Genomic DNA, 20,721 nt, shown 5'->3' with positions numbered 1-20,721 from the left:
ATTGATGCCATAACAGAGCAAACAAATGTGAGCGATGCCGATGGTCAGCAATACAAGGTAAATAGCGGTTCTAATCAATATTGGATGAATACGAATGGCGAGTACATTGGAACAAATAAAGCAGATTATAATCCAAATGCGGACGAGAGGTTGAATCAAGAGAATTGGAAAAAATTGAAAGAGGGTAACGAGTGAAAAAATTTGCGACAGTACTTTTTTTAGTTATCAGTTTTGTTTCTATAGCTCAAAAGCGAGAAATAGATTCGCTTGTGGTTGTTCTAAATGCTGCAAAAGAAGACACGTTCAAGGTAAATACATTAAATGTTTTGTCAGACAAGCTTTGGCAGCGTGGCGATTACAAACAAGCAATGGATTATGTAGTTCAAGGAAAAACGCTTGCCGAAAAAATAAATTTTAAAAAAGGTAAAGCAACTGCTTTTATTCATAGTGCCCTTATATATTGGAAACAGGGCGAGTACCCTAAAGCATTAGAGCAAATATTTATTGCGTTAAAAATAAACGAAGAAATTAAGTATAGAAAAGGAATTGCTCGTTCCTATAATTGCATTGGGCTTATCTACTTTAATCAACAAAATTACCAAGGAGCTTTAGAGAATTATTTTAAATCGTTGCAAATACGCAAGGAAATTAACGATATGCAGGGAGTTGCAGGTTCGCTTAATAATATTGGAGAGGTGTATAAAGAGCAGAAAAAATTTGATAAGGCGCTCGAGCATTATTTTATGGCTCTGCGCATAAATGAAGAAACCGGAAATATAAATTGGGCCTCTATAAACATAAATAATATTGGTACCATCTATTATGCTAAAGGCGAAATGGCTTCTTCCGGTAACGGAGAAAAGAATGCATATTATAACAAAGCGCTCGACCAATATTTTAAAGCACTGGAAATAAGAGAGAAAATAGGCGATAAGCAAGGTGTTGCACTTTCTTATATTAGTATTGGATTGGTGTACACGCGCCTTTCTAAAAATGCAGAGGCAAAAAAATACATGCAAGATGCACTTGCGTTTTCTAAAAAAATTGGATACAAAGAAGCGATAAAAGCTAGTTATTATGGTTTATCTGTTTTAGATAGCACTGTTGGTAGTTGGCATGCTGCATATCAAAATCATAAGCAATTTGTAGCATATAGAGATAGTTTGCTCAACGAAGAGAATATGCGAAAAAGCATAAGTGCAGAAATGAGTTTTTTTTTCGAGAAAAAAGAGCAAGACTTAAAACAAGAGCAAGAAAGAAAGGATGCGCTTGCTAAAGAAGAAAAACAAAGGAAGAACATTATTATTGGTTCTGTTTCTGTGGGATTAGTATTTGTATTGGTTTTGGCTTTGGTAATTTTTAGAAGTCTTAGACAAAACCAAAAACAGAATAAAATAATTACCGCACAAAAAGAATTGGTAGAAAAACAAAAACACATTGTTGATGAAAAGCAAAAGGAAATTACCGATAGCATAAATTATGCAGAGCGTATTCAAAGAAGCTTTTTAGCTACAGACCAATTGCTTTCAGAAAATTTGAAAGACTATTTTGTTTTTTTTCAGCCCAAAGATGTGGTAAGCGGAGATTTTTATTGGGCTTCGAAATTGCAGAGCGGAGAGTTTGTTCTTGTTACAGCCGATAGCACTGGGCATGGAGTGCCGGGTGCTATTATGAGTATTCTTAATATTACATGTTTGGAAAAAGCAGTAGAAGAAAAACAACTAACACAGCCTGCTGAAATATTAAATTACACCAGAACCAAAATTATTGAACGACTGAAAAAAGATGGAAGTGCTGAAGGCGGAAAAGATGGGATGGATTGTAGTTTATTACGTTTCGATTTTCGTGTTCATAAGCTTTGTTATGCAGCAGCTAATAATCCTGTTTGGATAGTGAAGAATGAAACAGAAAAAAAATTGATAGAATTGGCTCCTGATAAAATGCCTGTAGGCAGACACGATAGAGATGCAAACTCCTTTACCCAACACATTGTTGATTTAAATGATGGCGATATGGTTTACACCATAACAGATGGAATGCCTGATCAATTCGGAGGTCCTAAGGGAAAGAAATTTATGTATAAGCAATTGAAAGAACTTCTTGTCTCCATTGCGTCTTTACCCGTAGTTGAGCAAAAGGAGAAATTGCAGGATGCCTTTGTTCTGTGGAAAGGCAATCTAGAGCAGGTTGATGATGTATGTGTTATTGGAGTACGTGTATAGTGTGTAATTTTTTTGTAAAAAGTATAGGACTTTTTTACTTTTGATTTGTATCTAATAACCGAATAAAATGAAAAAGATAATTTTTATATCACTTGTTGTATTATTTGCATGCAAAAAGAAAGAGGACGCAGCACCATCTAATGACGAAACGCCTCAATCTGCCATGTTTTACTCGATAGATAATACAACTTACAATAATCTTACTACCGCTAACATGGGTAAATCGTCTTTCGGAACAACTTTTCAGGTTTTTGTGCAACCGGATATGGCAAATTCGGCTAATAGATGCGCACTAAGTTTTTTTGGTTTTATTCCAACTTCAAATTTTCAAGGTCCTAATTCCGGAACGTATAAAGTTCAAAGCTCTTTTCAGACGGATACTACTAAATGTGTAGTTTCTGTAAAATTAAACGGGGCTTATTATTACTCTATTGCAGATAGCGGTCAAGTACTAGTTACCAAGAAATCAAACGGAGAAATCAACTACCAATTTTCGAATGTAAAGGTAGGTGCAAGTAATTTTGCCAGCGGAAACTTTACCTATTAATCCTCCGGTTTTCCATTTATTTTTTTGTAATCTTTTTTGTTGTTAATTCTAACATTTTTAGTGCTTAATCATTAACAATTTTTAACAGTAATAAAGAGCTCAGCAACTGCTTGTTGATATACTTTTGTATAGATAAAAATATACACGAGTTATGACAGATATTAAAGAATTAAACGAGCGTATTCAGCGTGATAGTGCATTTGTAGATCTTCTTAATCTTGAATTAGATAAGGTTATTGTTGGTCAGAAATACATGGTGGAAAGATTGCTAATTGGATTGCTTTCAAATGGACATATTTTGTTGGAAGGAGTTCCAGGACTAGCAAAAACGTTGGCTATAAAATCACTAGCATCTACTATTAATGCTGCATTTAGTCGTATTCAGTTTACTCCGGATTTGTTACCTGCCGATTTGGTTGGTACAATGATTTATAATCAAAAGAAAGAAGAATTTACCGTACGTAAAGGACCTTTGTTTTCGAATTTTATTTTGGCCGATGAAATTAATCGTGCTCCTGCAAAAGTTCAAAGTGCTTTGCTAGAAGCGATGCAAGAGCGCCAAGTAACTATTGGTGATACAACTTTTAAATTGCCTGAGCCATTCTTAGTATTGGCAACACAAAATCCGGTAGAGCAAGAAGGTACCTATCCATTGCCGGAAGCGCAAGTAGATAGATTTATGCTTAAAGTCGTGATTTCTTATCCTTCCAAAGAAGATGAGCGAAAAATTATTCGCCAAAATATTGCAGCCGAATTTCCTAAGCTGAATCATGTGTTGCAACCTGAAGATATTGTGAAAGCTAGAAATGTAGTGCGTGATGTATATATGGACGAAAAAATAGAACGCTACATTGTAGATATAGTGTATTCTACCAGAACACCGGAAGATTATAAATTAGGCAAATTTAAAGGATTAATAAATTTTGGAGCATCGCCACGTGCAAGTATTAGCTTAGCATTGGCATCCAAAGCATACGCATTTATAAAACGCAGAGGTTATGTAATTCCGGAAGATGTTCGTGCGGTATGTACAGATGTGTTGCGCCACAGAATTGGATTGACCTACGAAGCAGAAGCAGAAAATATTACAACAGAAAATATAATTACAGAAATTTTGAATGCGGTTGAAGTGCCGTAGATGATTTGTGAGTGTTGAATTATAAAGAGGCATTAAAAATTGTATAGTGGAAACTGTTGAACTCTTAAAGAAGGTGCGTAAAATCGAGATTAAATCTCGAGGTATCTCGAATCAAATTTTTTCGGGAGAGTATCATAGTGCCTTTAAAGGTAGGGGGATGGCTTTTAGCGAGGTGCGCGAGTATCAGGCAGGAGACGATATTAGAACAATTGATTGGAATGTAACGGCTCGATTTAATCATCCGTTTGTAAAAGTGTTTGAAGAGGAACGAGAGCTTACCGTTATGTTGTTGGTAGATGTTAGTGCTTCGGGATTATTTGGAACTTCAAATCAATTCAAACAAGAATTGATAACCGAATTGTGCGCTGTTATTGCATTTTCGGCTATTCAAAACAATGATAAAACAGGAATCATATTTTTTAGCGATAAGATTGAAAAATTTATTCCTCCAAAGAAAGGGAAATCTCATATTCTAAGAATTATAAGAGATTTAATTGAGTTCGAACCTCAACGTAAGAAAACGAACATAGAACTCGCGCTGAAATATTTGAATAATGTAATTAAGAAAAAAAGCATTACGTTTTTAATATCCGATTTTATTGATACGTCTAATTTTTCGGACGCACTAAAAATTGCAAATAAAAAACATGATTTGGTTGCGTTGCAAGTGTCTGACAAAAGAGAACACCAATTGCCCAATGTTGGTTTAATACGAGTGCAAGATAATGAGACCGAACAGTCTATTTGGGTTGATACATCAAGCCGAGCTGTTCGATTGCAGTATGAGATGAATGCAAAGAGAAATAGAGATAAACTAAAAGAAATTTTTGCGAAGTCGGGAGTAGATTGTGCGGAAATTAATACAACAGAATCGTATATAAAACCATTGATGAATTTATTTAAACGCAGAGGGTAAATAAAATAAGTAAGAATGAGTAACAGTAAAATACATATGGTTTTTAATTATATCAATTCCTATAGAGTTGTGGGTAGGTATATTTTACTAGTTATTTTATTGGCTATGCCGGGCGTATTTGCCGCTCAAGATGTTAAAGTGTCGGCAACACTTGATACCAATAGTATTTTAATTGGAGAGCAGACCGTTGTTCATGTAACTATTCAGTACAGAGCGGATAAAGGTAATGTTGCAATTCAGTGGCCTGCATTGAATGATACGATTATTAAACAAATTGAAATTGTAAATAAAACCAAAATAGATACAACAATACCAAATAAGGACGATCCTTATTGGTTGCAACAATCTCAAAATTTAATTATTACATCCTTTGATTCGGGCTATTATGCCATACCCCCGTTTAAATTTATCTTGAATAATGACACGTCAAAGGTTTTTGAAACGGAGGCTCTGCTGTTAGAGGTGAATAATGTGCAAGTTGATACAACACAAGCTATACGTGACATTAAGCCTCCTATGGATGAACCATTCGATTTTAGAGAGTTAATTCCTTATGTAAAATGGGTGGTTGGTATACTAGCACTACTAACGTTGGTTATTTATTTAATAAAACGTTATTTGAAAAGTCGTAAGACAACCATTGTCGTTAAGTCGGACCCTAAAGTGCCGCCACATATAACTGCGTTAGCTGCATTAGAGCAAATTAATAATGAAAAATTGTGGCAGCAGGGCAAATACAAGCAATACCATTCTGCTATATCCGATATTTTGAGGTTGTATTTGCAGCAACGATTTAAAATTAATGCTCCGGAGCAAACATCTGATGAAATTTTTGCTCAACTGCGTTCAATGGTTATGGATGAAGAAAGCAAGCAACGCTTAAAACAAATTTTGACGCTAGCCGATTTAGTGAAATTTGCTAAAGAGAATCCTTTGCCTAATGAAAATGAATTGTCTATGCAGTTGGCTGTTGATTTTGTAAATGGCACAAAACGAGAAGAGGAAGTAAAGAGTGAAGCAATAGAAACTAAAGATTAACTAAACTAGAAAAACATTTCATGTTTAATTTTATAAATGATATAACATTTGCTAACAAAGAAGCTTTATGGCTTCTGCTGGTAATTCCTGTGTTGGTGGTGTGGTATAATTTTAAAATTAGAAAAAATTCGACTTCTCTTAATTTTTCATCACTTGCAAATTTCGATGGTTTAAAACCCTCTCTTCGACAGTATTTGCAGCCTTTGTTGGTTGTTTTTAGAATGTTGGCTATTGCGATGTTAATTATTGTTTTGGCTCGTCCTCAGTCTCGCTCTAGTTGGAAGAATGTGACATCCGAAGGTATTGATATAATTTTGGCAATGGATATTTCGGCAAGTATGCTTGCGCAAGATTTTAAGCCAAATAGATTAGAAGCTTCTAAGGAAGTAGCTATCGAATTTATTGATAATAGACCGACCGATAAAATTGGTCTTGTTATTTTTAGTGGAGAATCATTTACACAATGTCCATTAACAACAGATCATGCGGTTATTAAGAATTTGTTTTTCTCTGTTAAAACAGGAATGATTGCAGATGGCACTGCAATAGGACTTGGATTAGCGAATGCCGTAAATAGAATAAAGGATAGTAAAGCCAAAAGTAAAGTGGTTATTTTATTGACAGATGGCGTAAATAATGTGGGAGCGGTAGCTCCAATGACTGCAGCCGAGATTGCAAAAGCGTTTGGTGTTCGTGTGTATACTATCGGAGTAGGAAGTATGGGAAAAGCGCTCTCTCCGGTGGCAATTTATCCTAACGGACAGTATCAATTTGATTATGTAGATGTTAAGATTGATGACGATGGATTGTCTAAAATAGCGCAAATGACCGGAGGGAAATATTTTAGAGCAACGGATAAGAAAAAGTTAAAACAGGTGTATGCCGAGATTGACAAAATGGAGAAAACAATAATTGAGGAAAAGAGTTTTACAAATAAGGAAGAACGTTTTTTAATTTTTGCAATTGCAGCAGCTTTGTTTTTTGCACTAGAACTATTTTTAAAATACACACTATTAAAGATATTGCCATAACTCATGTTTAGATTCGAACATACTTATTTTGCTTATGGATTTTTGCTACTGATTCTTTTTGTAGTACTATATCTTGTGTACGTATTTCAAAAAAAGAGACTCATTAAACTTTTGGGAGATCCTTCTCTTGTAGAAAGATTAATGCCATTGAAATCAAAAAATAAACCGTTGTTTAAGTTTATTATAACTCAGTTAGCATTTATTTTGTTAGTCTTGGTCTTGATGAATCCTCAAATTGGTTCTCGTTTGCAAGAGGTAAAGAGAGAAGGTGCAGATATTATAATTGCTTTAGATGTCTCCAACAGTATGAAGGCGGAAGATATTCAGCCTAACAGATTAACTCGGTCTAAACAAGCTATTGAAAAATTGATAGATAAATTGGAGGGGGATAGGATAGGTCTGATTGTTTTTGCGGGAGAAGCATTTGTTCAACTTCCAATAACTACGGATTACGCTGCTGCGAAATTGTTTTTACAAAATATAGATACAGATATTGTTCCTACACAAGGTACTGCTGTTGGTGCAGCAATTGATTTAGCTATTGAATCTTTTGGTGATGATGTTGGCAAAAATAGAGCATTGATTATATTGACCGATGGCGAGAATCACGAGGACGATGCAATTGCTTCTGCCAAAACCGCAGTAGAAAAGAATATAATCGTGCATACGATTGGCATCGGCTCTGTAAACGGAACTCCAATACCGGTTTATAAAAACAATATTCAAACTGGATTTAAAAAAGATAAAGATGGAAATACCGTTATCACAAAACTAAATGAGGTTGCATTGCAAGAAATTAGTGCAGCGGGAAATGGTTCTTATGTTAGAGCCACTAACTCCGATGTGGGATTAAATTCTTTATTGAATCAATTGAGGGAGTTGGATAAGAAGCAATTTGAGAGTAAAATGTACACAGATTATGACGATAAGTTTCAATATTTTGCTTTACCTGCATTGCTATTACTACTAATTGAATTTCTTATTGGCGAACGTAAAAGTTTATGGATTAAAAAGTTGAATCTTTTTGGTGAGAATAATAAAGAAATTAAGAATTAAGAATTAAGAATTAAGAATTAAGAATTAAGAATTAAGAATGAGATACCTGCTAGTCATATTTATTATTTTAATTGGAAGTCTGTTAAATGCCCAAACAGAGAAAGCTTTGGTGCGTAAGGGCAATAGTTATTATGATGAAGGAAAGTATAACGAGGCTGAAAAAAAGTACCAAGATGCACTATCCAAAAAAAATGACAACTATAAAGCATTATTTAATTTAGGCGATGCCTATTATAAGCAAGGTAAATATGCCGAAGCACAGGAACAGTTTGAGGTTGTAACTACAAAGAAAATGCCTAAAGATTCCCTTGCAATGGCCTACCATAATTTGGGTAATTCTTTTTTGAAAACCAAGAAGTACGAAGAAAGTATAAATGCCTATAAGAAAGCACTGAAAAATAATCCTGAAGACCAAGATGCGAGATATAATTTGGCGTATGCGCAACAAATGCTAAAAAAGGAACAACAACAACAAAATAAAAATAACGACCAAAACAAGAATCAAGAAAAACAAGACCAACAAAATAAGCAGGATCAACAAAAGGAGCAAGAGAAAAAACAAAATGAAGAACAGCAACAACAGGCGAAGAATAAAATTTCGAAAGAGGATGCAGCTCGTTTGCTAGAAGCGTTGAATAACGATGAAAAGAAAACACAGGAAAAATTAAAAAAACAAAAAGGGAGAGCGGGAGATAGGAATATTGATAAAGACTGGTAAATACGCGTACTAGAAACTATGTACCGTTTATTATGGAAATTGAAGAAGCTTAATACGAATTACTAAAAGTGTAATACGGAAAATGAAACAGATAAATAGATACATTACCATTGTGTTACTTTGTACTTTGTACATAGTGCTTTGTACAAGTATTTATGCACAGAAATTTACAGCTAGTGCCAGTAAGACCGTAGTTGCTGTTGGAGAGCAGTTTCAAATTACGTTTGCAATTAATACATCTGCTAGTAGTTTTAAGGCGCCTTCATTAAATGAGTTTGATGTTTATTCGGGTCCTAATCAGTCGCAGAGTATGCAATTTGTAAATGGAAATATGTCTCAGTCTATTTCGTTTTCTTATATTATTGCTGCAAAAAAAGAGGGTAAGTATACCATAGCACCCGCCTCTGTGAATGCCGATGGGAAGAAAGTAGAATCTAATTCTATGGTTATCGAAGTTGTGAAAGGTTCAGGTAATGCGGGTACTGGCGGAGGTAATCAGCGAAATTCAAATTCATCTTCTCAACAAACGGCAAATGATAATTTGTTTGCGAAAACCACCGTAAGTAAAACCAAAGTATATGTAGGAGAGCAGATTATGGTATCACATAAAATTTATACGCGCCTTAATTTAAGAGGATTTCAGGATTATGAATTGCCATCCTACAATGGTTTTTGGTCTCAAGATGTGGTAAGTAAAGGGCAAATTGAATTGACTACCGAAAATATTGATGGTGCTATGTATCAAGTTGCAGAATTGAAAAAAGTGTTTTTGTTTCCGCAAAGAAGCGGTACACTTGAAATTGAACCTGTTGAAGTTACTTGTATTGTTAGAGAGAGAAGTAGTAATGCGCCTCAAAGTATTTTCGATCAGTTTTTTGGAGGTGGTGGATACAAAGATGTTTCGTATAAGATAAAGAGCCGCCCTGTAAAGATTGACGTTAGTGCATTGCCGGAAGCGAATAAACCAAAAGATTTTTCTGGAGCAGTTGGTAATTATACTATGAAAACTCAATTAAGTAAAGAGAAGTTGAAGGTTAATGATGCTATTAATCTTGTATATACAATTTCTGGAAGAGGTAATCTTAAATTGATAGATGCTCCGGCCGTTAATTTTCCTCAAGAGTTTGAGAAGTATGATCCGAAAGTAACCGACAATGTAAGCGTTTCTTCCTCGGGAGTTGCTGGATCTAAAACATTCGACTATTTGTTAATTGCACGAGAGCAGGGCACTTTTAAGTTGGATGCTTTATCGTTTTCATATTTCGATCCCGAAAAGAAGTCCTACGTAACACTACCTGCTCCTGAATTTTCTATACAGGTTGATCCATCAGATAATAAGGATGATACAAAAAATGTTGTTATTACAAGTGTTACAAAGGAGAGCGTAAAGCAGTTGGGGAGTGATATCAGGTATATCAAAACAAATTCAGCTAGTTTGAGAAAGCAAAATGAATTTTTCTTCGGAAGTGGTTTGTTTTATGCAGGAATTGCCTTCCCTGGATTTTTGGCACTTGCGCTTATTTTGGTAAAACGGTCGCAAGATAAAGCAAATAGTAATGTTGTCGCACTTAAGAGTCGTAAAGCAAATAAGATAGCTCAAAAAAGATTGTCGGTAGCAAATCAATTTGTAAAGGAGAATAAGAGAGATTTATTTTGCGATGAAATATTTAAAGCCTTGTACGGATATTTAAGTGACAAATTCTCAATTCCAATTTCTAATTTGTCTAAAGATTCTATAAAGAATACATTGGACTCAATGAAAGTTAAAGAGGAGTCGGTAAGTTCGTTATTGCAAATGCTTAATACCTGTGAAATGGCTCGCTATGCTCCATCGGCAGTCGAGCAAAACTTAATAAAAGTGTACGAAGATACCGTTACAATTATTACAAATATTGAAAATGAAATTGCGTAAGATATTATTTTTGTTTTTGCTTGTAGGCTTTAAGCTGCATGCTGCATCTGTAGCTGTATTATTTGATTCTGCAAATACACAGTATGCAAATACTAATTTTGAAAAGTCAATTGTTTCATATGAGTCAATAATTGCATCTGGTTATGAGTCATCTGAGCTGTATTTTAATTTGGGTAATGCGTATTTTAAAATCAATAAAATAGGATTAGCGATTTTGAACTACGAAAAAGCAAAGAAGCTAAACAGAACAGATGAGGATATTGCATTTAATTTGAAGTTAGCTAATCAGAAAATAGTTGATAAGATTGATGCTGTACCGGAATTGTTAATAAACGATTTGCTAAATGATGGTATAAATAGCTTGTCGAACGAAAAACAATTTTCTGTTTTTTTTCTTGCACTCTTTTTTTTGTTTTGTTGTTTTATTACGCTTTATTTTATTGCAAAGAAAGTTGTTCTTAAGCGAATTAGCTTTTTTATTTCGCTCGTGCTGCTTTGTGCAATGATTCCGGTGTTTTTTATGGCTAAATCGAGCTATCTTAAATCGAGTGAAACAAACAATGGAATTGTGTTGGAGCAAAGTGTTACAGCAAAAGGTTCTCCGAATTCAAATGGCACAAAACTGTTTATTCTTCACGAAGGTACCAAAGTAAAAATTCAGTCTTTTAACGGAGTATGGGTGGAAGTAAAGTTGGCAAATGGTGATGTTGGTTGGATTCCACAGTCTGCTGTAGGTTTGTTTTAAACTTCTATTTCAAGGTTTACTTTTTCCCCATTTATGGCTATATTTAGGAGTAGTCTGCTAATATGGTAAAGAACTATCTACTTCTGTTTTTTGTGTACTCTACTTTGGTGTTTTCGCAAAACTCCAAACAGCAAAGTCCTTTATTCGATTATGGCATTGATACTAAAACTTGCAAATCTTTTTATCCCTCAAAGAAGATTATTTCATCACATGTAGATGATGTTAAACAATATTTAGCAACTATAATACCTTCAAATGGAAATTATTCTACAGAATTACGTTTGTCCAATATGGTGCAGAGTAAAACAGCAAAGCATTTTCTATTTGACCAGTATTTGAACAACACTAGAATATATAGAGCGCAAGTCAAAGTTTCTATCAATAATAACAATATTGTTCAATCGGTATTTGATAACTCATTTGTTTTTTCTTCTTTAGAGAAGAATTTTCCTTCCATTGCAACAACAAACACCTTTATTAGTAAACTACCTCCTCTTAAATACCTAACGCAGGAGAATGTCTATTTTTATAAGGAGCCACAACTTGTTGCTGCTATACGAATAGAGTATATTGATGTTTTGAACAACTCGTTTGAAATTATTTTGGATGAGAATAATACTATTTTGTATAAGAGAGATTTATGTTTGTACTATAAGCTGTCCACAACGTCTCAAGATTCTTTGGTTTCAGCATCTGTTTTTTTGCCGGATCCGCTAACCACAGCGGGTGTAACTTACGGTGGTGTTTATGTTGACAACAACGATAACGATACTGCGGCACTGAACAATCAAAGAGTTGTAATGCCTTTGAATGTGTATTACTCGGGCGATACTTTTTATTTGCGAAATCAGTATGCAAAAATTACTGAGTTTGATAATCCAGTTGTAGCACCTGCATTTGAAGTGTCAAATCCTTCTTTTAATTATACTAGAAAGCACAATGGATTTGAGGATGTGAATACACTCTTCCATATTAGTGAATTTCAAAAGCACATTCAAAATTTAGGCTTTACCAATTTGGTAAATTATTCAATTGAAGTCGATGCTCATGCTATGAATGGATCTGACAATTCTAAATTTTTGCCTGGGCCAACTAATAGATTATTTTTTGGAGAAGGAGGTGTAGATGATGCTGAAGATGCGGATGTAATTATACACGAATATGGACATGCAATTTCTCACAGTGCAGCTCCCAATACAGTAGGGGGCTCTGAGCGTATTGCGCTTGAAGAAGCTATTGGAGATTATTTTGCGTCTTCTTATTCACGTTTTTTGAACTCATTTAATTGGGACAACGTTTTTTCTTGGGATGGTCATAATGTTTTTTGGAGTGGAAGGCAATCTACTTCAAATAAAAAGTATCCGACAGATTTAATTTCTAATTTGTATGCAGATGCGGAAATTTGGTCATCCACATTGATGGAAATATGGGGAGATATTGGACGAAACAAAACAGATGAAATAGTATTAGAATCCATGTATGGTTACGCTTCTAACATGACTATGAGTGATGCTGCCAGATTGTGTATTCAAGCAGATAGCAATTTGAATGGAGGTCAAAATTTCGTAACACTTTGCAGTAGATTTTATGATAGAGGATTGCTCGTTCCTTGTGGCCCATCTTCTGTTCAATTAATAGATGCCGTTGGTGATTTTGTAAGCAGAGTTGATAATAATAATTTATACATTGATTTTGTGAAGTCTTTTTCAGGAAAAGTTTCTTTATATGATTTGTCTGGCAGAGTAATTGCTGAAGAAGATTTTCTAGAAACTAAAACTTCTGTGTTGTCTCTAAACAATGTTCCTAGCGGATTGTATTTTGTGGTGCTAAGTAATTCGGAAAAGATAAAGTCATTTAAGGCCGTGGTTGGATTTTAGTAAAACTAAATTCGATTTTACGTGCCGAATATTTTTGAAGACTAATGATTTTATTTTTTATCCAAGTCGTGTACAAAATACAAGTACATCGTCTATTTGAGTGTTAGTCGATTTCCAGCTATTGAAGTTGTAAACTAATTGATCTACTACTTTTTCAATTGGCAAAAACAAAGTTCCGTTTACATTGTCTTTGAATTTTGTAATCCCTAGCTTTTTTTGCTCAACTCCTCCAATTTGGTCTGCATAACCATCTGTAAACATAAAAAGCAAGGTTGGTTCTGTTATTTGAATAGTTTTTTTATCGTAATTTCTTTCCGGTTCTAATTCATTTCTAAGTGATAATCCGCCTACCGCATTTGTAGTGGATTTAAGCATGTTTACCCCTTTTTGATTTACTAAAATTATGTTTGACCTAGCCCCGGAATAATTTAATTCTTTAGTAGTGTGATTGTATGTACACAATGCCATATCCATACCATCTTGCGATTGTTGCGCGCCTTTGTCTTGTTGCAATATTTCGTAAATGTTTTTGTTCATGCCACTTAAAATTAAGTTTGGCTCCGTAATTTTGTTTTCAATTATGATTTTATTGAGTAGTGAGTTCCCAATCATACTCATAAGAGCTCCCGGAACACCATGTCCAGTACAATCTGCGATGGCTATAAAGGATATGTTTTTTTCGTGATGAAACCAGTAAAAATCACCACTCACTAGATCTTTTGGTTGAAAAAAAATAGCGGTTTCGGGCAAATATGTTTTTATGTAATTTATTCTCGGTAAGATAGATTGCTGTATGGTTTTGGCGTATGTAATACTATCAACTATTTTTTCTTTCGCAATTTCAATTACTTCTTTTTGATTTTCTACAATTTTTTTCTGGTTCTCAATAGTAATTTTTTTCTCTTCTAACGCGTTGTTACTTATTTTCTTTAAATGATACATATTGTAAACAATTGCAGCTATTATTAAGAATAAGAAAGATGCAATTAGTAAAAAATTACGCTCCGTTTCCGCATTGTTTTTAGTAAGCTCATTTAATAAACTTTCACGTTTTAGTATTTCAATTTCTGTTTGGCTTTTTGTTTCGAGCGCTTTGTTTTCGATGTCTTTTATTTTTTTTATTTGATCTAGTGTGGTTAGTGAATCTTTAATTTGTGTATAGATGCTTAGGTATTTATAAGCATTGGTAAAGTCTCCTTTTGTTTCATATAACTTGCGCATAGCTTGGTACAATTCGGGCGATTTCATAAAGTCAATTTCATTCGATAATTGCTCGGCTTCCAGTAAATAGCTTTCCGCTTTCCCGATTTCGTTTTGAGCAATAGCGCATAGTGCTAATCTTGTTTTCGAATCGATTATGCCTTTTTTGTCATTTAACGTTTGGTAAATTACAAGTGCTTGTTCCGCATATAGAATAGATGATTCGTAATTTTTGAAAAAACTATAATCGGCATCAGAAATATTAGATAGTAGTGCTGCTTTTATGGTTGAAGTGTCTTCTTTAGTATAAAGAGCAAGACCTTTTTTAAAATAGTCAATTGCATCTTCAACTTTGTTTTGAGCAACTAAAACGTTGCCAATGTTATTATAGCTGGCAGCAATATTTACATTGTTGTTGGTTTTAAAGGAAGATGCAAGTGCCTGTTTATAGTAGAAAGTAGCTTTCTCAAAATCTTTTAATACTTCGTGATAAATGCCTCCAAGGCTTAGGTAAACAGAGGATTTTAAATTATCATTATTTATTTCAGACGCAATTTTTTCTGCCTTGGTTAAACATTCAATTGCACGTATGTAATTACCTATTTCCGAAAAAATATCGCCACCTAAAATATTTGCCTTGCATACAGAAGCTAGATTTACATTATTCTTGCTTTGGTAGTAATTCAATCGTTCCCATTCAGAAAATGCTTTTTTATTATCGTCAAGTAAGTGATAAATAAATGTTTTTAAAAACAAGCCATTATTAATGCCCGACACATATCCTACTGCATTGGACAGCTGATATATAGTATCGGCTATTTGAAGTGCAGCATATGAATTTGTGCGCATTATCGACTTGCATTTTTCTGTAAGCGTTACAATTTGCAAGGTGTCGGTTGTGTTTTTCTCCAATTCGAATACAGATTCTTTGTCATCGTTAGATTGTGAAATAAGCTGGTTCGATAGAAGAAACAAAATAAGCCCCAAGTATTTAAAAATGGAATAAATAGGGGTGTTTTTTTTAGTCATATTAATTAATCCCATTCATTTTATCTTTTAAGTACTTGGCTGTATAAGATATTTTATTTTTTATCAACTCTTCCGGTGTGCCTTCAAAAATAATATTTCCACCTTTGTCGCCACCTTCCGGACCTAAGTCTATTATCCAGTCGGCACATTTAATAATATCCATATTGTGTTCAATAACTAGTATGGAATGGCCTTGATCAATCAAGGCATTGAACGAATACAATAATTTTTTTATATCATGAAAATGCAATCCGGTAGTTGGCTCATCAAAAACAAATAGAGTAGGAGATGTAGTGCTTTGACCCATTCCTAAGAAGGAGGCAAGCTTAATACGTTGCGCTTCTCCACCGCTCAGGGTGCTTGATGCTTGTCCTAAATGTACATACCCCAAGCCTACATCTTGCAATGGCTTTATTTTTGATATAATCCTTTTGTCTGTATTGTTTTTCTCATTTGCAGTAGAGAAAAAATCTATTGCTTCATCGATTGTAAGTTCTAATATATCTGCAATGTTTTTTTCTTTATATTTTATTTCTAAAACATCTTGCTTAAACCTTTTACCGTTACAGTCTTCGCAGGTTAAATGAATGTCTGCCATAAATTGCATGGCTATTTCTACTTCTCCTTCGCCTTCACAGGTTTCGCATCTACCACCATCCACATTAAACGAAAAGTGGGATGGCTTATATCCTCGCATTTTAGCCAAAGGTTGCTCTGCAAATAAGGCACGTATTTCATCATATGCTTTTACATATGTTACTGGATTGGAGCGAGATGATTTTCCAATTGGATTTTGATCTATAAATTCAATTGTAGATATGCTGTTTATGTCGCCTTTAATATTATCAAAAGTGCCGGATAGATCATTGTAGCCACCAAATAATTTTTTTACAGCAGGATATAAAACTTTTTTAATAAGCGATGATTTACCAGAACCACTTACTCCTGTTACTACAACAAAAGATTGTAAAGGAAATTTAACATTTAAATTTTTTAAATTATTTTCCCTTGCTCCAAGTATCTCAATGTATTTTGAAGCTTTTCTGCGTGTAGATGGGATATCAATTTTTTCTTTTCCTGTTAAGTATGCGGCTGTTAGGCTTTTTTCCGCAGTTAAAATATCGTTGTGGTCTCCCGCAAAAACAACTTCTCCACCAAGTGTGCCTGCTAATGGTCCCATGTCAATTAATACATCCGATGCGCGTATTATTTCTTCGTCATGTTCAACCACAATAACAGTATTGCCAATATTCTTTAGCGATTTTAAAACGCCAATTAGTCTTTCTGTATCGCGAGAGTGCAGCCCAATGCTAGGTTCATCTAATATATACATAGAGCCAACTAGGCTGCTGCCAAGCGATGTAGCTAAATTAATACGTTGTGATTCTCCTCCAGATAAGGTGTTTGATAGTCTATTTAACGTTAAATATCCGAGACCAACATCTACTAAAAATTGTAGTCTATTGGTTATTTCTACTACAATTCGTTTCGCTATCTGCTTCTCAGTTTCATTTAGTTTAATGTGTTTAAAAAATAGCAGATTTTCTTCTGCAGGTTGTAATATTAATTCACTAATTGATTTGCCTGATACCTTGACGTACGAAGCATCTTTTCGCAATCTTGTTCCTTGGCATTCCGGGCAAATTGTCTTGCCTCGGTAGCGCGATAACATTACTCTATACTGTATTTTGTAGGCTTGTTCCTCTAGATGTTTAAAGAATTTGTTTAGCCCACCAAAATACTCATTGCCACTCCACAAAAGTTTTTTATTTTTTTCTGATAGCTCTATTATGGGCTTATGCACCGGAAAGTCAAACTTGTGAGCTACTTTAAGTAATTCATTTTTCCATTCGCTCATTCGCTCGCCTCTCCAGCAAACTATGGCATCTTCATACACCGATAAATTTTTATTCGGAATTACTAAATTTTCATCAATGCCTATCACACTGCCAAATCCTTCGCAGTGTTTGCAAGCGCCAATTGGATTGTTAAAGCTGAAAAAATGCACATTCGGCTCTTCGAATGTAATGCCATCCAATTCAAATTTGTTCGAAAATATTTTTAGTTTATTTTTTTTCTCATCTAAATATTCGATAGTGCATTCTCCTTCTCCTTCAAAAAATGCTGTCTGAACAGAATCTGCAATTCTATTCATCAAATCGTCATCATCTTTACTTAGCACTATTCGGTCGATAATTAGATATAAGGAATCAGATGCGGAAATTTTTGCCTGCACTAATTCATCCAAACGTTTGGTTTCGTCATTAATTTTAATTCTAGAAAAGCCCTGTTGCAACAATAGTTGTAGTTGCTCTGCACTGTTTTTATTCTTTGCAATGCTTATTTTTGATAGTATTTGAATTTTAGCGTTATCCGGTTTCGAAATAATTTCATCAACTACATCTTGCACAGTATGCCGTTTCACAATATTTCCCGATACAGGACTGTATGTTTTTCCAACTCGGGCAAAAAGTAATTTTAGGTAATCATATATTTCGGTTGTTGTTCCTACGGTCGATCTTGGATTGCGTGTAGTAACTTTTTGTTCAATAGCTATTGCCGGAGAAATTCCTTTAATATAATCTACCGCAGGTTTTTCTATCCTTCCTAAAAATTGACGAGCATATGCCGATAAACTTTCTACATATCTCCGTTGCCCTTCTGCATATAACGTATCAAAAGCCAATGACGATTTCCCGGAACCCGATACGCCTGTAATTACAACAAACTTATTTCTTGGAATAGTAACATCAACATTTTTTAAATTATGAACCCGTGCGCCTTTGATGAAAATATTTTTTTTCTCATCGGTTTTCTCCAAGTTTTTACTGATTGTCAGTGGCTTATTTCCCATAGAACACAAAATTAGTTACAAATTATTGCCTTTTCTAAAAAAATAGTGTATGTTTGATAAAATTGATTGTAACTATTTGTAGGTTACAACGTCTTACAACTAAAAAATACTATCTATAGAATAAACTGTTACTCTTTTAACTTAATTACACAACTAATTAAAAAAGGAGGAAACATGTCTACTGCAAAACAGTTTATTTCTGACGAGAAATTAATCAATTTATATTTAACGGGAAGTGAAGAAGCACTCGAGTCTTTAATTGTTCGTCATCAGAAAAAAATTTATAGCTATATCTATACTCATGTTAATTCAAGAGAATTGGCTGAGGATATTTTTCAAGACACTTTTTTTAAGATAATAAACACCCTAAAGCGTGGACAATACAACGAAGAGGGAAAGTTTATTAATTGGAGTATGCGTATCGCACATAATTTGATAATTGATTTTTACCGAAAAGATAAAAAGCTGCCAACTGTTTCCGGAGCAGTAAATGAAGATGGAGAAGAGGTGGATATTTTTAATACTATAAAAGTGTACGATGAAAGTATTGAAGATAAAGTGCTAAGAAAGCAAACTCAGAAAGGACTCCGCACGCTTATTAGTCAGTTGCCCGATGAGCAGCGAGAGGTGCTCATGATGCGCCATAGTTACGATATGAGCTTCAAGGAAATTGCAGAAACTACCAATGTAAGTATAAATACAGCTTTGGGGCGTATGCGCTATGCACTGTTGAATCTGAAAAAGATGTTGGAAGAAAGTAATATTTGTGTAGAGGCGTAAGGAGAAAAAATTTATAGTATCCCCTAAAAATATATTCGCAAATTATTTCCTGTTTTAGTACATTAGTAAGTGCAACATGTACTTTTTAACGTTGCATTTACTTTTAATCTATGCGTAAAATTTTAGTTGCCAATAGAGGCGAAATTGCATTGCGAGTAATGCGCTCTTGCAAAGAAATGGGCATTTCTACAGTTGCAATATTTTCCGAAGCAGATAGAAATGCACCTTTTGTAAGGTATGCTGATGAAGCCGTTTGTATTGGTCCTCCGGCTTCTTCTCAATCTTATTTGAATATGGATAAGATTATAAAAGTAGCTAAGGAGTTGAGCGTAGAAGGTATTCATCCCGGTTATGGTTTTTTATCTGAAAATGCCGAGTTTGCGCAAAAGGTAAAAGATGCAGGCATTGTATTTATTGGACCATCTCCTTACTCAATGGATATGATGGGCGATAAACTTTCTGCAAAGAATGCTGCCAAGAAATATAAAATACCCTTAGTTCCTGGTACCGAAGAGGCTATAACAGATGTAAATGCCGCAAAGAAAATTGCAACGTCTATAGGATTTCCAATATTGATTAAAGCAAGTGCCGGTGGTGGTGGTAAAGGGATGCGCATTGTAGATAATGTAGAGATGTTTGAAGAGCAAATGAAGTTGGCTGTAAGTGAAGCTACATCTGCTTTTGGAGATGGTTCTGTTTTTATCGAGAAATATGTAGCAGGCCCTCGTCATATCGAAATTCAGGTATTGGGCGATAGCCACGGAAATGTAGTTTATTTGTTTGAGCGCGAATGTTCTGTTCAGCGCAGACATCAAAAAGTGGTGGAGGAAGCTCCTTCATCTGTATTAAACCCTGAATTGCGCAGGCAAATGGGTGAGTGTGCTGTTGCTGTTGCCAAAGCTTGTAATTACGAAGGAGCTGGTACGGTAGAGTTTTTACTGGATGAAAATAAAAATTTTTATTTTTTAGAAATGAATACTCGGTTACAGGTAGAGCACCCGGTAACAGAGATGATAACCGGAGTAGATTTGGTAAAGGAGCAAATTAGAGTTGCTCGAGGCGAAAAGCTTTCGTTTACCCAAGAAGATTTGAAAATAAATGGTCATGCCATTGAAGTGCGTGTATATGCTGAAGATCCGGCTAATAATTTTTTACCTGATATCGGGAAATTGGCAACCTACAGAATTCCTAAAGGGCCGGGGATTCGCGTAGATGATGGATTTGAAGAGGGGATGGATATCTCAATTTATTACGACCCCATGATTGCAAAATTAGTGTGTCATGCAGGAACTCGCAAGGAAGCTATTGATAGAACTATTCGAGCTATTGATGATTATGAAATAACAGGTGTAGAAACAACACTCGATTTTTGCCGATTCGTATTGAATCATGAGGCATTTATATCCGGAAATTTCGATACTCATTTTGTGAAAAAATATTTCGACCCGCAAAATTTTAAGAAGAAGAATATTGCAATTAATGAGTTGGCAGCCGCATTGTCTGTGTTTTTGTATGCTGACAGTCAGTTGGTTAACGCAGGTGGGGCAGTTGCAGCAACACCCAAAAAAGTTTCGAAATGGAAGCAAAATCGGTAACTTTTTTTAAATTGTTGCGTTTAATGTGTTAGGATTGGCACATATTTTGCCATTTAAGTAGTT

General features: G+C 34.6%; 16 protein-coding genes. 14 read left to right on the top strand and 2 right to left on the bottom strand.

The genetic code is table 11. The features are described from left to right. The 12 genes from J0M08_10635 to J0M08_10580 all read left to right on the top strand — a co-directional run. The coding region (locus tag J0M08_10635) for a hypothetical protein (protein ID MBN8703513.1) at positions 1 to 195 on the top strand (195 nt) is incomplete at its 5' end. Next, complete coding sequence (locus J0M08_10630) at positions 192 to 2,222, top strand: tetratricopeptide repeat protein (protein ID MBN8703512.1); 2,031 nt, start codon at positions 192 to 194, stop codon at positions 2,220 to 2,222. The genes J0M08_10635 and J0M08_10630, both read left to right, overlap by 4 nt. A gap of 67 nt (positions 2,223 to 2,289) precedes the next feature. Then, the gene (locus tag J0M08_10625; GenBank protein MBN8703511.1) at positions 2,290 to 2,769 is read left to right on the top strand and encodes a hypothetical protein; all 480 of its coding nucleotides are present in this window, start codon (positions 2,290 to 2,292) and stop codon (positions 2,767 to 2,769) included. Between the two features lie 151 nt (positions 2,770 to 2,920). Beyond that, positions 2,921 to 3,907: an AAA family ATPase gene (locus tag J0M08_10620; GenBank protein MBN8703510.1), complete on the top strand. Its 987-nt coding sequence runs from the start codon at positions 2,921 to 2,923 to the stop codon at positions 3,905 to 3,907. Positions 3,908 to 3,953: 46 nt separating this feature from the next. Next, positions 3,954 to 4,823 carry a DUF58 domain-containing protein gene (locus J0M08_10615; protein MBN8703509.1) on the top strand — a complete coding sequence of 290 codons (870 nt, stop codon included), beginning with the start codon at positions 3,954 to 3,956 and terminating at the stop codon, positions 4,821 to 4,823. A gap of 15 nt (positions 4,824 to 4,838) precedes the next feature. Then, positions 4,839 to 5,861: a cell wall anchor protein gene (locus J0M08_10610; protein ID MBN8703508.1), complete on the top strand. Its 1,023-nt coding sequence runs from the start codon at positions 4,839 to 4,841 to the stop codon at positions 5,859 to 5,861. A gap of 41 nt (positions 5,862 to 5,902) precedes the next feature. Beyond that, positions 5,903 to 6,892: a VWA domain-containing protein gene (locus J0M08_10605; protein ID MBN8703507.1), complete on the top strand. Its 990-nt coding sequence runs from the start codon at positions 5,903 to 5,905 to the stop codon at positions 6,890 to 6,892. Positions 6,893 to 6,895: 3 nt separating this feature from the next. Further along, positions 6,896 to 7,948 carry a VWA domain-containing protein gene (locus J0M08_10600; GenBank protein MBN8703506.1) on the top strand — a complete coding sequence of 351 codons (1,053 nt, stop codon included), beginning with the start codon at positions 6,896 to 6,898 and terminating at the stop codon, positions 7,946 to 7,948. 37 nt (positions 7,949 to 7,985) lie between these two features. Further along, the gene (locus J0M08_10595) at positions 7,986 to 8,666 is read left to right on the top strand and encodes a tetratricopeptide repeat protein (GenBank protein MBN8703505.1); all 681 of its coding nucleotides are present in this window, start codon (positions 7,986 to 7,988) and stop codon (positions 8,664 to 8,666) included. 82 nt (positions 8,667 to 8,748) lie between these two features. Further along, positions 8,749 to 10,578, top strand: coding sequence for a protein BatD (locus J0M08_10590; GenBank protein MBN8703504.1), 1,830 nt, complete (start codon positions 8,749 to 8,751; stop codon positions 10,576 to 10,578). Next, positions 10,565 to 11,323 carry a hypothetical protein gene (locus J0M08_10585; GenBank protein ID MBN8703503.1) on the top strand — a complete coding sequence of 253 codons (759 nt, stop codon included), beginning with the start codon at positions 10,565 to 10,567 and terminating at the stop codon, positions 11,321 to 11,323. Before J0M08_10590 ends, J0M08_10585 begins: the two co-directional genes overlap by 14 nt. 62 nt (positions 11,324 to 11,385) lie before the next feature. Further along, entirely contained in the window at positions 11,386 to 13,200 is a 1,815-nt protein-coding gene (locus tag J0M08_10580; protein ID MBN8703502.1) for a T9SS type A sorting domain-containing protein, read from the top strand. Positions 13,201 to 13,257: 57 nt separating this feature from the next. On the opposite strand, the gene J0M08_10575 is transcribed toward J0M08_10580, so the two are convergent. Both J0M08_10575 and uvrA read right to left on the bottom strand, forming a co-directional pair. Next, positions 13,258 to 15,444, bottom strand: a complete 2,187-nt coding sequence (locus J0M08_10575) for a tetratricopeptide repeat protein (protein MBN8703501.1) — start codon at positions 15,442 to 15,444, stop codon at positions 13,258 to 13,260. Next, positions 15,431 to 18,283 carry an excinuclease ABC subunit UvrA gene (gene uvrA / locus J0M08_10570; GenBank protein MBN8703500.1) on the bottom strand — a complete coding sequence of 951 codons (2,853 nt, stop codon included), beginning with the start codon at positions 18,281 to 18,283 and terminating at the stop codon, positions 15,431 to 15,433. The genes J0M08_10575 and uvrA overlap by 14 nt, the downstream gene beginning before the upstream one ends. Positions 18,284 to 18,457: 174 nt before the next feature. On the opposite strand from uvrA, the gene J0M08_10565 reads away from it, so the two are divergent. Together J0M08_10565 and accC are read left to right on the top strand one after the other, a co-directional pair. Then, entirely contained in the window at positions 18,458 to 19,063 is a 606-nt protein-coding gene (locus J0M08_10565) for a sigma-70 family RNA polymerase sigma factor (GenBank protein MBN8703499.1), read from the top strand. Positions 19,064 to 19,173: 110 nt separating this feature from the next. Next, a complete protein-coding gene (gene accC / locus J0M08_10560) occupies positions 19,174 to 20,658 on the top strand; it encodes an acetyl-CoA carboxylase biotin carboxylase subunit (protein ID MBN8703498.1) in 1,485 nt (494 codons plus the stop codon). Positions 20,659 to 20,721 lie beyond the last annotated feature (63 nt).

This window comes from Bacteroidota bacterium (assembly GCA_017303975.1).
Lineage (GTDB): Bacteria > Bacteroidota > Bacteroidia > JAFLBG01 > JAFLBG01 > JAFLBG01.
Note: the sequence above shows the minus strand (reverse complement) of the source record. Positions and strands in the feature narration are given on the sequence as shown.

Coding starts and splice junctions, on each gene's coding strand:
- J0M08_10625 (MBN8703511.1), top strand. CDS start 2,290: ATGAAAAAGATAATTTTTATATCACTTGTTGTATTATTTGCATGCAAA.
- J0M08_10620 (MBN8703510.1), top strand. CDS start 2,921: ATGACAGATATTAAAGAATTAAACGAGCGTATTCAGCGTGATAGTGCA.
- J0M08_10610 (MBN8703508.1), top strand. CDS start 4,839: ATGAGTAACAGTAAAATACATATGGTTTTTAATTATATCAATTCCTAT.
- J0M08_10600 (MBN8703506.1), top strand. CDS start 6,896: ATGTTTAGATTCGAACATACTTATTTTGCTTATGGATTTTTGCTACTG.
- J0M08_10595 (MBN8703505.1), top strand. CDS start 7,986: ATGAGATACCTGCTAGTCATATTTATTATTTTAATTGGAAGTCTGTTA.
- J0M08_10590 (MBN8703504.1), top strand. CDS start 8,749: ATGAAACAGATAAATAGATACATTACCATTGTGTTACTTTGTACTTTG.
- J0M08_10585 (MBN8703503.1), top strand. CDS start 10,565: ATGAAATTGCGTAAGATATTATTTTTGTTTTTGCTTGTAGGCTTTAAG.
- J0M08_10580 (MBN8703502.1), top strand. CDS start 11,386: ATGGTAAAGAACTATCTACTTCTGTTTTTTGTGTACTCTACTTTGGTG.
- J0M08_10575 (MBN8703501.1), bottom strand. CDS start 15,444: ATGGGATTAATTAATATGACTAAAAAAAACACCCCTATTTATTCCATT.
- uvrA (MBN8703500.1), bottom strand. CDS start 18,283: ATGGGAAATAAGCCACTGACAATCAGTAAAAACTTGGAGAAAACCGAT.
- J0M08_10565 (MBN8703499.1), top strand. CDS start 18,458: ATGTCTACTGCAAAACAGTTTATTTCTGACGAGAAATTAATCAATTTA.
- accC (MBN8703498.1), top strand. CDS start 19,174: ATGCGTAAAATTTTAGTTGCCAATAGAGGCGAAATTGCATTGCGAGTA.